Raw genomic sequence first — 12,637 nt, 5'->3', positions numbered from 1 at the left:
GTCTAGTCCTCGCTGAGCGCGGTCTTGTCCGCGTCGATAATTTCGGCGAGCCGCACGGCGTCCAGCGCCTGACGGCCCGGAACGGCGACGGGCGCGCCATCCAGAATAGAGTCGATGAAGGCGCTGACATTCGCGCCAAGGGAATCCGCCGCTTTCGGGTCGCTGGCGAAATCGGCGTCGAGATCGAACGGGGTGCCGTTGTCGAACGTCTTGGCGACGAAATCGACATTCAAGACGCCGGAGGGATATTCGATGCGCATGACGCGGTCGCGATCTTCGGCCAGACGGCTGGCCTCCAGCTCCGCCACCATGCCGTTCTCGAACACGATTTCCGCGTGGCTGTAATCGGCATTGTCCGTGCGTTCGGCGCGCGTCTGGCCGGCGATGCTGACGGCCGGGCAATCGGCCAGGCGCAGCGCCAGATCCAGATCATGGATCATCAGATCCATCGTCACGGAAACGTCCGCGCCGCGGTCGGAGAACGGGCCGAAGCGGCGGGCATAGACGCGCTCCGGAATTTCCTGCACGTCGAACACACCCATGGCGTCGAAAACGAAGCGTTCCTGATGGCCGACCTGAAGCACCAGCTGGCGGGCCTCGGCCTCGCGTACGCACCGGTCCGCCGCTTCAGCTGAAATCGCCAGCGGCTTTTCGACCAGTACGTGACAGCCAGCTTTCAGCGCCGCAAGCGCCTGTTCGCCGTGGAGCGTGGCCGGACTGGCGATCGTGACGGCGTCACAGATTTCAAGCAGCGCGGAGAGGTCGTCGAAGGCGCGCGCGCCGTCCGCTTCGCTGACAGCCGTGCTGGCGCGGTCGATGTCCGCGTCATAGACGCCAACCAGCGCGGCCCGGTCATGGCCCAGATATTTGCGCGTGTGAAAGGTCCCGAAGACCCCGGCGCCGATAACGCCGCATTGTAACAGTTTATCCACAGGCTTCTTTCGGCTTGTTCACAAATGTTTCACAAGGCTATCCACAGTGTGACAGCGCCGTCACAGAGTGAATCAGTTCTATTGCGACGCCTCTCTGGCAGATGGACGGGCCAATGACCGCTAAATTTTTATTTCGCCGTCTTGCACCCGCCTTCCTATACTCGCTGGAGGGCGGAAGATTCAGGCGCGGAATCGGGGCATCGGGGCAATGATAGACGAAATTTTCGAGGCCGTGTTCGGCATCGACTTCAAGATCGGTAAAACGATCAAGGACATGCTGCTCCACCCTGTCCGTGTCGCCGAGGCCGAACTGGAAGGCGGCAACGACGTCTACACGCCCCAGATCAAGCTGTTTATCGCGCTGTTCGGCTTCCAGTTGCTTCTGCTTTCCATATTCAAAATTTTCGATCTGGTGTCGCTGCAGGCGGTGATCCTCTCCGAGAGCGGGCTCCAGGCCGTTTCCGACCGGCTGCAGGCTGAGGGCTCCAGTCTTTCGGCCGCCAATGACGTGGTGCGCGACTGGTACAACTATTCCGTCTGGCCCGCCGCCCTGACCGGGTCGGTGGTCTATGTGGTGGCGATGAAGTTGTTTCGTCCCGCGATGAAGCTGAGCGCGCACGTAAAGCTCTATCTTCTCGCCACCAATGCGGGCTTCCTCTGGATGTTCCCCTTCCTGCTGATTGGCGTCCTGCCCATTGCAGACGCCAGCATGGCCGCGCTGTGGGCGTCGGTCGCGGCTATCCCGGTGTTCCTCGGATACCTGATCCCGCTGTTCCGGCGTTTCTACGCCACGTCCGCGGCGGGGCTGGTAATCCGCGTCAGCGTACTTGCAATTCTGGTCGTACCCTCCATCGTAATTACGACCTCGGTTGCCTACTCGATGATTTCATTCGGGATGAAACGGGAAACCGGTCTTGGCTTTTTTGAAGCCCTTCATATCGCCCAGATCGCCGAACAGTCGGCGGCCGATACAGAAACACCCGACGAAGGACAGACATCGTGAGCACGCTCGCTTCCAAGGAAATTCGCCTGGCCGGCCGGCCGCATGGCGCCCCTACCGCCGACAATTTCGAAGTCGCCGAGACCCAGGTGGCCGCGCCCGGAGAAGGCGAGGTCCGCGTCCGCAATCTGTGGATGAGCGTCGATCCCTATATGCGCGCCCGCATGATCGACGATCCCAAGCATTACATTTCCGCGTTCCAGATGGGAAAGGCGCTGGAAGGCGGCGCGATCGGCGTCGTGGTGGATTCCGGCGACCCGAATTTCGCGCCCGGCGACCATGTCCAGTCGATGATGGGCTGGAGGGAAATTTTCAACGCGCCCGGCTCGGCCCTGAACAAGGTGGATACGCAGGGCCTGCCCCTGCACGCGCCGCTGCATATCGCGGGCCTCACCGGCCTGACCGCTTATTACGGCCTGCTGAAGATCGGCCAGCCCAAGGAAGGCGAAACGGTATTCGTTTCCGCCGCCGCGGGCGCGGTCGGCTCCATCGTCTCCCAGATCGCCAAGATCAAGGGCTGCCGCGTGGTCGGCACGGCCGGGTCTGACGAGAAATGCGAATGGCTGGAAAGCCGCGGCGTCGACAAGGCGATCAATTACAAGACCGCCGGCAATCTGGTGAAAGCCGTGCGCGAAGCGGCGCCGGACGGCGTGGACGTGTATTTCGAGAATGTCGGCGGCGATCACCTGATCGCGGCGCTGGAGAACATGAACGAACATGGCCGCATCCCGGTCTGCGGCATGATCTCCGGCTATAACGCCGAAAAGCCGGAACCCGGCCCGCCCAACCTCTTCCGCATCATCCAGCGCAAGCTGCTGCTGCAAGGCTTCATCGTCTCCGACCATTTCGATGTCTATCCGGAGTTCATCCGCGACCTCGCCGGGTGGATCAAGGACGGCAAGGTTCAGTGGCAGGAAACCGTGGTCGAGGGGATCGACAACGCCCCTGACGCCTTCCTGCGTCTGTTCTCTGGCGAGAAGACGGGCAAGATGCTGGTCAAGCTTGGCGAGGACGATGGCTGATCCGGACCGGCGCGCCGCGGACGTACCGCGCGACGCGCCGCCGCTCGGCCGCGAACTGTCCGAGCTGATCGAGGATTTCGCGGGTCTTGGCCTGCGAGACCTCAAAATGATCCGCGACATCTACTGGCGGCCGCGGCGCGTTCTGCGCGCCATGGCCGCCGGCTCCCGCGAGGAATATGGCTCCGCCTTCCGGCTCTGGATCACCAGCGTCGGCGCGCTGCTGCTCTCCACCTTGCTGGGCGGGGGCATGGGCCGGGTGATGGTGGACGCCGACGAGCGGGGCGACGGCTCCGTCAGAAACATGATCACCGAAGCCTCCGGCGACTATGCCGGGGTGATCAATGATTTCGAATCCTGGGTCTCCCTGCTGACCGTTCCGGTGAGTGCCCTGGCGATGCTTCCGGTGATTTTTCTGCTGCGCGCGTTTGCGCGGGGCATACGGCTGTCGCGTCAATTGCAGACGCTGGCGGCGATCACTGTTTCCATGACCATTCCCAATATTCTGATCATGCCGTACCTGATGGCCAATTCCGGAAATCCGGCGGCCATCCTTCTGGCGTTCAGCACCTATGCGGTTTTCATGAGCACCTTCGCCCGCGGCGGGGCCGGCCTCTACCATCACGGCTGGGCGGGGATGGCCGGGAAGACCGCGGCCATTGGCGGCGCGACAATCCTTCTGAATATTCTGGCCAGCACGGCGGCCATGTATGCCGCCCTGGCCGTCGCGATCCTGCAGAACACCCCGGCCTGAATCAGCGGCCGGTTCGCGTTCGCCGCCCCGAATCCCCCGCCATTCCCACAGAATCGGCGGGCATGATTCTGCCGGGAAAAAGCACGGCAAGGACGCCGGGACACGTCCTTTTCGCGGAAAATCCGGCCCCGGCGCGGGTTTATTTGAGACCGATTGCAGTTCCGGAGCGGCCCTTTCAGCGGCGCCAAATGACGGGCCGGACGCCCGAAATCGGCGTAATGAAAGGGAATCCTGAAAATTTTAGCGAAAAGGCGCGGCCAAAGTCGAAAATCCGGTTTTCCAGCGATATCAGTGACTTGGTCTTTTTTTCTAATTTTACCGCCGCCTTGGAGACGCGGCGTCCACAAGGTTTCATGACCGGTTCTGCATCGCGGGATGGACTTCGATCCGTTGAAATCACAGCGCTTCCGGTCGATGGCCCGATTCTCTTTTTACAAGATTTTTTGCTTGCCCTCCCCCCGGTGTCTCGACGCAATATAAGGGCATCAGCGCCTCCATCCTGGCGGCGCGCTCTCAAAACAAGTTGGGGGGATAACCCATGAACAAATCCGAACTGGTCAAAGCCGTCGCTGATCAAGCCGACCTGACCCAGGCCGATGCCGGCCGCGCCGTGGACGCGTTTGTCGACACCGTCACGGGCGCCCTGAAAAAGCGCGAGCAAGTCGCCATCGCCGGCTTCGGCACCTTCGTCGCGAAGGACCGCAAGGCCCGCGAAGGCCGCAACCCGCGCACCGGCGAAACGGTCAAGATCCCGGCCAAGACGTCCGGCGCCTTCAAGGCCGGCTCGACGCTGAAAGACCTCTAGGTCTCAAGCGGCTTCAAAAGGTTTATCCTTTAGGGAAAAGGCGCGTCCGCAGGGACGCGCCTTTTTTCTTGTCCCGCTTTTCAGCCCCTGCCTATTCGGCGGCTCTGGGCGCTTTCTCGCTGCGCCGGGCCTCGCCCAGATTTTCAGAGATCAGGAAGGCCAGCTCCAGCGCCTGATCGGCGTTCAGGCGCGGGTCGCAATGGGTGTGATAGCGGCTGCCCAGATCGGCTTCCGTCACCGCCTTGGCTCCGCCCAGGCATTCGGTGACGTTCTGGCCGGTCATCTCGAAATGCACCCCGCCGGGCGCCACGCCTTCGGCGCGCGCCACGTCGAGGAAGCCTTTGACCTCGCTCAGGATGCGATCCAGGGCGCGCGTCTTGAAGCCGTTATCGGTCTTGAACGTGTTGCCGTGCATCGGGTCGCAGGACCACACGACATGGCGTCCCTCGTCGCGCGTGGCGCGCATCAGGGCGGGCAGATGCTCGGTCACCTTGTCGGCGCCGAAGCGGCCATAGAGCACGATGCGCCCCGGCTCGTTCAGCGGGTTCAAGCGGTCGAGAAGCTGCATCAGTTCGTCCGGATGCAGGGTGGGCCCGCATTTCATGCCGACCGGGTTCTGCACGCCGCGCAGGAACTCCACATGCGCGCCGTCCGGCTGGCGCGTGCGATCGCCGATCCACAGCAGATGGGCGGAGGTGTCGTACCACCCCTCACTGACGGAATCCTGCCGGGTCAGGGCTTCCTCGTAATGCAGGAACAGCGCCTCGTGAGAGGTATAGAATTCTGTCTGGGTCAGCTCCGGATTATCCGTCGCCGACACCCCGCAGGCTTCCATGAACTCCAGCGCCTCGCTGATGCGGTCGGCGATGGCGGCGTAGCGCGCGTGCTGCGGACTGCCGGAGAGGAAGTCCAGCGTCCAGCGATGCACGTTCTGCAGGTCCGCAAAGCCGCCCATGGAGAGCGCGCGCAACAGGTTCAGCGTGGAAGCCGATTGCCCGTAGGCGCGCATCAGGCGCTCCGGGTCCGGCGTGCGGCCCTCAGGCGTAAACGCCATGTCATTGACGGAGTCGCCGCGATAGGACGGCAGCGTCACCCCATCAATCGTTTCGGTGGCGGAGGAGCGCGGCTTGGCGAACTGTCCGGCCATGCGGCCCACCTTCACCACCGGCTTGCCGCCGGCGAAGGTCAGCACCACCGCCATCTGCATCAGCACGCGGAACGTGTCGCGGATCACGTCAGGATGGAATTCGGCGAAGCTTTCGGCGCAGTCGCCGCCCTGCAGCACGAAGGCGCGGCCATCGACGACCTTGCCCAGCGCCTTTTTGAGGCGCCGCGCCTCGCCCGCAAACACCAGCGGCGGGCGGCGGCTCAGCTCGTCCTCCACACGCGCCAGATGGTCCGGATCGGGATAATCGTCCGGGATGTGCTTGGCCGGCTTTTCACGCCAGCTATGGGGGCTCCAGCTTTCCATAGCTGTGGATAATATTTGCTGCAGCGCGGTATGGCTAGAGTGGAACGCTGCCTCTGCGTCCTTTTGATCCGTGGAACGCGCATAAAAATTGCGCCGTCCGGCTGTTTCCGGACGGCGCAGGAAAAACGCTTGCCGCGAAGGCTACTCGCCCTGCGTCACAATCGGCATGGGGCCTTCGGGCAGGCCGCGTTCGGACTTCGCGTCAGCGACCATCGCGCGGATATCGGCGCGCAGGGCCTCGGCGTCATAGACCACGCCGTTCTTGATGGTGGTTTCCACCCCGCCCACGCGGACCACCTCGCCCGTCTCGTCGTTCAGCTTGATATGGCCGGTGCCATAGAGAACCTTCAGGTTCGCCAGCGGGTTTTCAGCGACGATCACCAGGTCCGCCTTCTTGCCGACCTGCACCGTGCCGATCTCCTCCTGCGCGCCGATGATCTCCGCGCCGGTCTGGGTGGCGGCGCGCAGCACCTCCAGCGGGTGGAAGCCGGCCTCGCGCAGCATCTCCATCTCCTGGATATAGCCGAAGCCATAGGTCTGGTAGATATAGCCGGCGTCCGAGCCGACCCCGACATTGCCGCCGCGATTCTTGTACTCGTTGATGAAGGTCATCCAGAGGTCGAAATTCTCGCGCCAGGCGACCTCTTCCTCCGTGCCCCAGTCGAACCAGTAGGAGCCGTGGGCGTGCCGGTCCGGCCGGAAGAAATCCCAAAGCGACGGCAGCGTGTAGTCATCATGCCAGTCGGCGTTGCGCGAACGCATCCAGTCGCGGCTGGCGCTGTAGATGGTGAAGGTGGGGATGATGCCGAAATCGCGCTCCAGCAGCGTTTCCATCACCTCTTCCCAGCGTTCGCTGTAGGGATCGGCGGCCTGCGTCCACAGCTTGCCGGCCTCGCCAAAACGGTTCTGCTCGTCCTGATAGATATAGTCCGGCGAATAGTTCTGGATCACCTGATCGTCGAACATCGCCTCGGGCAGGCCGTACCAGTGCTCCATGCTGTTCAGCCCGTGCCCGGACGTGTCCAGCACGTTGGCGTGGGTCACGGCCAGCTGGGCGTGATGCATGGTGGTGCGCAGGCCCTGCTTGCCCGCCTCGTCCAGCGCGGCCCAGAGAATTTCCTCGGGCGCGCCGAAGAATTTCACGCCCACCCCGCCATCGCGCTTGATGTCGCGGATGAATTCACGCGCCTGTTCCGGCGTGTTCAACGGGTTGCTCTCGCTGGGCGAGAAAGCGGTGAAGGGATAGATGCGCGGCGCGGCAATCTCGTCCCGCTCGCTGCGCTCGCGGAGATCGGCCAGCCAGGCGGTCGGCTTGGAATTGGCGACCTCGCGGATCGTGGTGATGCCGTGCGCCAGGTGCAGCTTGAAAATATAGTCCGGCGGCGTCCCCTGCCCGTCCTGCAGCGTGTGGATGTGAGAGTGAAGGTTCACGAAACCGGGCAGGATATATTTGCCGGAAACATCGATCTCGCGCGTGCCCGCGGCCGGGCGGCGCTCCGCATCGATATCCAGTTTCGGCGCGCCGACGACGCGCACTTCGGCGATGCGGTCATTCTCGATCACGATATCGACCGGCCCCTGTGTCGGCGCCCCCGAACCGTCGATCAGATAGCCGCCGCGCAGCACCAGCCGGTCATACGGCCCGTCCCCGTCCGTGCGGTCCGGAACATCGGCGTCCGATTGCGCCAGCGCGCTACCGGCAACGGCCAGCAGCGCGGTCAGGGCGCACAGCCCTTTCGTGAAATGTTTCATGTCTCCCCCGTCTTTATTTTGTGTCAGGCGAAAGCCTGAATCCCCGTCTGGGCGCGGCCCAGGATCAGGGCGTGGATGTCGTGTGTGCCTTCATAGGTGTTCACGGTCTCCAGATTCACCATGTGGCGGATCACGTGATACTCGTCGGCGATGCCGTTGCCGCCGTGAATGTCGCGGGCCTGACGGGCGATATCCAGCGCCTTGCCGCAATTATTCCGCTTCATCATGGAAATCGCTTCAGGCACATAGCCGCCCGCATCCAGAAGGCGGCCCAGCTGCAGCGCGCCCTGAAGGCCGATCGCGATTTCGGTCTGCATATCGGCCAGCTTCTTCTGGACCAGCTGCGTGCCGGCGATCGGCTTGCCGAACACCACGCGGTCCAGCGCGTATTCCCGCGCCGCCATCCAGCAATATTCCGCCGCGCCCATCGCGCCCCATGAAATGCCGTAGCGCGCCTTGTTCAGGCAGGAGAACGGCCCGCGCAGCCCGGTGACATCCGGGAACAGATTGTCCTCCGGCACCACGCAGTCTTCCAGCGCGATCTCGCCGGTGATGGAGGCTTTCAGGGACATTTTCCCTTCAATGACCGGGGTCTTGAACCCGTCCATGCCGCGCTCCACCACGAAGCCGCGGATCTTGCCGTCCAGCTTGGCCCAAACCACCGCCACGTCCGCGATGGGCGAGTTGGTGATCCACATTTTCGAGCCGTTCAGCTTGTAGCCGCCCTCGACCTTCTCGGCCTTTGTGCGCATCGCGCCGGGGTCGGAGCCGCCATCGGGCTCGGTCAGGCCGAAACAGCCCACCGCCTCGCCGCTGGCCAGCTTCGGCAGCCATTTGTCCTTCACGGCATCGGTCCCGAACGCCTCGATCGGGTACATCACCAGAGAGGACTGCACGCTCATCGCCGAGCGGTAGCCGCTATCGACGCGCTCCACTTCCCGCGCGATCAGGCCGTAACAGACATGGTTGAGGCCCGCCCCGCCATATTCCTCGGCCACCGTCGCGCCCAGCAGGCCCAGCTCCCCCATCTCGGTCATGATTTCACGATCAAACCGCTCCTCCCGGTTGGCCGTGAGGATGCGCGGCATCAGCTTGTCCTGCGCGTAAGAGCGCGCCGTTTCGCCCACCATGCGCTCCTCTTCGGAAAGCTGGCGGTCCAGATGCAGGGGATCGGCCCAGTCAAAGCTGATCGTCTCGGCGGAAGGCTGGCGGGCGTCGGGCATGAGCAGTCTCGTTCTGGCGATACGGTCCGCACAGCGGGGCCGCCGGCGGATCGTCTGTTGTCGTGAAAACAGGATTTAACCCAGCATAGTCGGGAAGACCATGCAGGCGGAAAACTGAACGCATAAAATGCTCGAAAGACGCGCGCTCACAGGAACGCGCGTCTTTCGATTCTGCGTAAATTGCCGCCCTTTTACCTCCCGGCGCAAGGGCGTTGATCGCGGTCAGGCGCCGGAATTATCCGCCGTCGCCGCGCCGTCAGCCGCCCGCGCCACGGCGCCGCAGCCATCCTTCGCGCCGCTTTCGCTGGAATAGCCCTGGCTGGCCAGGATGGGTTCGCCATTGCCCGCTTTCAGGCGGAAATACCACTGACCGTTCTTGCCCTCGAATGTCTCGAACCGGGCCTCGTTCGCGGCGTTTTTCTTGACCGACTCTATGCCGTTCTCGGCGCTGGATTTTGCCTTGTACATTTCTGACGTGCCGACAATTTCGCCATTGCCCGCTTTCAGGTTGAAAAAGAACTGGCCGTCCTTGGCCTTCTTGATTTCGAATTTGCCGCTCATGGTTCTGGCGTCTCCTGTTATTTGCGCTGGAAGGGTCAGATTGAAAGCAAACACCATCGCGGCGCCGGGGCCAAGCGCAGGCGCGTGGAAATTTCGCATAATGGTAACCGCAGCCTTCACGAACGCGGAGAAATGCGACAAGTCTGGTGACGGCGGGAAATTGTCTCGCGCAACGGGGCGATTTTCGGGGGATCAGAGCGCATGGAGCAAAGCTGGGGCGTCGATAATGCGCGGGCCATTCTCGGCCTTCTTCTGATCATCATATTCGCCTGGGGCTGGGGCGGCTTCCGGCGCCCTTCAATGCGCATGATCCTGTGGGCGCTGGGCCTGCAATTCGGCCTGGTCCTGTTGTTGTTCGCGGCGCCCGCCCTGCGCGGCGCGCTGGTGGGCCTGAACAGCGTGGTCGATGCGCTGGAAGGCGCCACGCGGGCGGGGACGGCCTTCGTATTCGGCTATGTCGGGGGCGGCGCGACGCCTTATGACACCACCAAGCCGCAGAACTCGGTCAGCCTGGCCTTTCAGGTGCTACCGCTCGTGCTGCTGGTCTCCGCCCTTTCGGCGGTGCTTTGGCGCTGGCGCGTCCTGCCTTTCGTCACCGGGCTTTTCGCGGCGATTTTCCGGCGCACTCTGGGCCTTTCCGGCGCCGCCAGCCTGGCCGTCGCGGCCAATATCTTTCTGGGAATGGTGGAGGCGCCCATCCTCGCCAAGCCCTATCTCTCCCGCCTGACCCGCTCCGAACTGTTCGTGATCATGACCGCCGGCATGGCGACAGTCGCCGGCACGGTGCTGATCATCTACGCCATCCTGCTGCGGCCGCTGATCCCGGAAGCCGTGGGTCATGTGCTGGCGGCTTCCGTCATTTCCGTGCCCGCCGCCGTGCTTCTGGCCCGTCTAATGGTGCCTGAAGACGATCCGCGCGGCGCGGCGAAAGAGGCGCGGGCCGAGCGCCTGCATATTGGCGAGCCGGTCTATGATTCCACGATGGACGCCCTGACCACGGGCGTGGTCGAGGGCATGAAGCTCTATCTCAACATCCTCGCCATGCTGATCGTGTTCGTGGCGCTGGTGGCGCTGGCCAATGTCGCGCTGGGCGCGGCGCCGGACGTGGCGGGGGCGCCGCTGTCGGTCGAGCGGATTTTTGGCTGGGCGTTCCAGCCGCTGATGTGGCTGATGGGCATTCCCTGGGCGGAGGCGCAGACCGCCGGCGGCCTGTTCGGCGTGAAGACCGCCCTGAACGAGTTCCTGGCTTTCGAGCGGCTGGGCGATGTATCGGAGACCCTCTCCCCGCGCACCCGCCTGATCCTGACCTATGCGCTGTGCGGTTTCGCCAATTTCGGATCGCTGGGGATCATGCTGGCCGGGCTGACCACCATGGCCCCGAACCGGCGGAAGGATATTCTGGACCTTGGCCTGCCGTCACTGGTTTCGGGGACGCTGGCGACCGTCATGACGGGCTGCGTCATCGCCGCCCTGCCCGCAGGCATGTTCGGGTTCTAGCAGCCTTCGCCGCCGCGGCTGCAGCCATCATCCGCTGTTCCGCCGCCGCGCCGGAAACAGCGGCAATTGCGCAGAGGACCTTCCGACAATTCATCCAGCCGCGCGTCGAGCGCCCGCGACAGCAGATCCTGTTGCGACTGCTCCAGCATGGCCGAGGCCAGGCGCAGGCGCCGCAATTGTTCGCGCGTCAGGCGCAAGGTCGCGCGCACCTCGCGCTCGCCCGGCGCCGGATCAGGCCGGGCGGGCCGAACGGCGGGCGAGGGCTCAGCCCGGACCACGTCGCGCCGTTGCGCGGCGAAGGGATCGTGAGCGTTGCCGCGCACGATAACCGGCTTGGAGGCGGAGGGCGCGGCTTCGCCTTTGCGCACGAGCAGACCGCCATGCAGGGATGCAAATGATGACATGTCCCCTCTCCCCTAGTTCAGGCCGCGGCGGCCAAAACCCGCGCGGCGGCGCTCCGGCGCGCCGCGGGGCGGGCCGCGGTCGATCTTGCGGCGGTCCACGCCGTCCCAGCGGCTGGCATGGCCGTTACGGGGGGCGGCCGGCGCTTGCGGCGCGACGGCCTGCGCCGGGCTATGGGTCTGCGCCGCCGAGGGGAGCGGCGCAGGAGTTGGAGCCTGCCGCGGGGTCATTGCGGGATTGATCGGCAGGCCCAACTCATCCGGAAATTCGATTTCGTCAAAATCATCCTCGTCAGAGGCGTCGCTGGCGCGCGCCGGGCTGAGAACGGAGGCGGTGAAGTCCGCGCGATCCGCTTCCGCAACGGCGCCGGCGGCGACGATCCGCGCCACGCGCTCGCGCAAATAGGACCACAGGGTAGAAACCTCCTGCGCCGATTTTGAGTCGCTGCGTATCTCGCTGACCGTGCGGCCATCGATCATGGAGGCGGCGAACTCCACACGGTTATGGAGGGTCACCGGCGCAACCACGCCGTGCTGGGACAGCGCCACGGCCGTCTCGCCCGTTATCCGCGCGCGGGCGGTGGCGGAATTGACCACGAAGACCAGCGCTTTCCCGAAGGATTCGACGATATCCACGGTCGGTCCCACCGCCCGCAAATCATGCGGGCTGGGGCGCGTGGGCACCACGACCAAATCGGAATGCGCAACCACGTAAGAAATGGATTCGGTGACCGCCGGGGGCGTGTCGATCACGATCAGGCGGAAGCCGTTACGCTTCAGATGGGCAATGCCCTCTTCAAGGTCCTGGATCGGCACTTGCGCAAAAGCCGGAGCCTTCGACTCACGGGCGTTCCACCATTTGGCGAGGGAGCCTTGAGGGTCGGTATCGATCAGGGCGACCGGACCATCGCCCGCGCGCTCGGCCTCCACCGCAACATGGCCGGAAAGCGTGGTCTTGCCTGATCCGCCCTTTTGCGACGCAAAGACAATAACGCCCGTCTGGTTCGACATGCCCCTCTCCCACGCCGGATAATCCGCGTTGTCAGAAGGAAAAGAGCACAACAGACGTCGCCATCCGCTGAAGCCGGGGCGGCTGATTTGACTCAAAGATACGTAAAATCTGTGGATTCACCCGCCAGTCCCGGCAAAACGGGCCGGCTCATCTGGCAAAACCGGGCTCTTGCCGTGTAAACTCTTGAGACAGGCGGGGAATATGCGGGGG

General features: G+C 63.9%; 12 protein-coding genes and 1 pseudogene. 6 read left to right on the top strand and 7 right to left on the bottom strand.

Going from position 1 to position 12,637, the window contains the following annotated elements; all coding sequences use genetic code 11:
* Positions 1-2: 2 nt before the first annotated feature.
* A complete protein-coding gene (locus H2040_RS09625) occupies positions 3-932 on the bottom strand; it encodes a Gfo/Idh/MocA family protein (RefSeq protein ID WP_287157066.1) in 930 nt (309 codons plus the stop codon).
* A gap of 208 nt (positions 933-1,140) precedes the next feature.
* On the opposite strand from H2040_RS09625, the gene H2040_RS09620 reads away from it, so the two are divergent.
* The 5 genes from H2040_RS09620 to H2040_RS09600 all read left to right on the top strand — a co-directional run bounded on the left by H2040_RS09620 (position 1,141) and on the right by H2040_RS09600 (position 4,510).
* Positions 1,141-1,935, top strand: coding sequence for a hypothetical protein (locus H2040_RS09620; protein WP_287157064.1), 795 nt, complete (start codon positions 1,141-1,143; stop codon positions 1,933-1,935).
* Positions 1,932-2,954, top strand: coding sequence for an NADP-dependent oxidoreductase (locus H2040_RS09615; RefSeq protein ID WP_287157062.1), 1,023 nt, complete (start codon positions 1,932-1,934; stop codon positions 2,952-2,954). The genes H2040_RS09620 and H2040_RS09615 overlap by 4 nt, the downstream gene beginning before the upstream one ends.
* Positions 2,947-3,705 carry a hypothetical protein gene (locus tag H2040_RS09610; RefSeq protein WP_287157060.1) on the top strand — a complete coding sequence of 253 codons (759 nt, stop codon included), beginning with the start codon at positions 2,947-2,949 and terminating at the stop codon, positions 3,703-3,705. The genes H2040_RS09615 and H2040_RS09610 overlap by 8 nt, the downstream gene beginning before the upstream one ends.
* 62 nt (positions 3,706-3,767) lie before the next feature.
* On the top strand, positions 3,768-4,247 hold the full coding sequence (locus H2040_RS09605; RefSeq protein WP_287157058.1) for a hypothetical protein: 480 nt from the start codon (positions 3,768-3,770) through the stop codon (positions 4,245-4,247).
* Complete coding sequence (locus H2040_RS09600; RefSeq protein ID WP_022697974.1) at positions 4,244-4,510, top strand: HU family DNA-binding protein; 267 nt, start codon at positions 4,244-4,246, stop codon at positions 4,508-4,510. The genes H2040_RS09605 and H2040_RS09600 overlap by 4 nt, the downstream gene beginning before the upstream one ends.
* A gap of 91 nt (positions 4,511-4,601) precedes the next feature.
* Here H2040_RS09600 and H2040_RS09595 read toward each other — a convergent pair whose 3' ends face one another.
* The 4 genes from H2040_RS09595 to H2040_RS09580 form a co-directional block, all read right to left on the bottom strand.
* Positions 4,602-5,981 carry a class II 3-deoxy-7-phosphoheptulonate synthase gene (locus H2040_RS09595; RefSeq protein WP_022697973.1) on the bottom strand — a complete coding sequence of 460 codons (1,380 nt, stop codon included), beginning with the start codon at positions 5,979-5,981 and terminating at the stop codon, positions 4,602-4,604.
* A 141-nt stretch (positions 5,982-6,122) separates the two neighbouring features.
* On the bottom strand, positions 6,123-7,733 hold the full coding sequence (locus H2040_RS09590; protein WP_287157055.1) for an amidohydrolase family protein: 1,611 nt from the start codon (positions 7,731-7,733) through the stop codon (positions 6,123-6,125).
* Between the two features lie 23 nt (positions 7,734-7,756).
* Positions 7,757-8,956, bottom strand: coding sequence for an acyl-CoA dehydrogenase (locus H2040_RS09585; RefSeq protein ID WP_287157053.1), 1,200 nt, complete (start codon positions 8,954-8,956; stop codon positions 7,757-7,759).
* A 222-nt stretch (positions 8,957-9,178) separates the two neighbouring features.
* Positions 9,179-9,517, bottom strand: a complete 339-nt coding sequence (locus tag H2040_RS09580; RefSeq protein ID WP_287157051.1) for a YegP family protein — start codon at positions 9,515-9,517, stop codon at positions 9,179-9,181.
* A gap of 201 nt (positions 9,518-9,718) precedes the next feature.
* Between H2040_RS09580 and H2040_RS09575 the strand changes: the two genes are divergently transcribed.
* The gene (locus tag H2040_RS09575; RefSeq protein ID WP_287157050.1) at positions 9,719-11,014 is read left to right on the top strand and encodes a NupC/NupG family nucleoside CNT transporter; all 1,296 of its coding nucleotides are present in this window, start codon (positions 9,719-9,721) and stop codon (positions 11,012-11,014) included.
* Here H2040_RS09575 and H2040_RS09570 read toward each other — a convergent pair.
* Both H2040_RS09570 and H2040_RS14310 read right to left on the bottom strand, forming a co-directional pair.
* Entirely contained in the window at positions 11,011-11,418 is a 408-nt protein-coding gene (locus H2040_RS09570) for a hypothetical protein (RefSeq protein WP_287157048.1), read from the bottom strand. The two genes, H2040_RS09575 and H2040_RS09570, sit on opposite strands and share 4 nt — an antisense overlap.
* A 378-nt stretch (positions 11,419-11,796) precedes the next feature.
* Positions 11,797-12,426: pseudogene (locus tag H2040_RS14310) on the bottom strand (AAA family ATPase); the annotation flags it as partial.
* Between the last annotated feature and the right edge of the window lie 211 nt (positions 12,427-12,637).

This window comes from Euryhalocaulis sp., assembly GCF_013911995.1.
Taxonomy (GTDB): Bacteria; Pseudomonadota; Alphaproteobacteria; order Caulobacterales; family Maricaulaceae; genus Euryhalocaulis; species Euryhalocaulis caribicus.
Note: the sequence above shows the minus strand (reverse complement) of the source record. Positions and strands in the feature narration are given on the sequence as shown.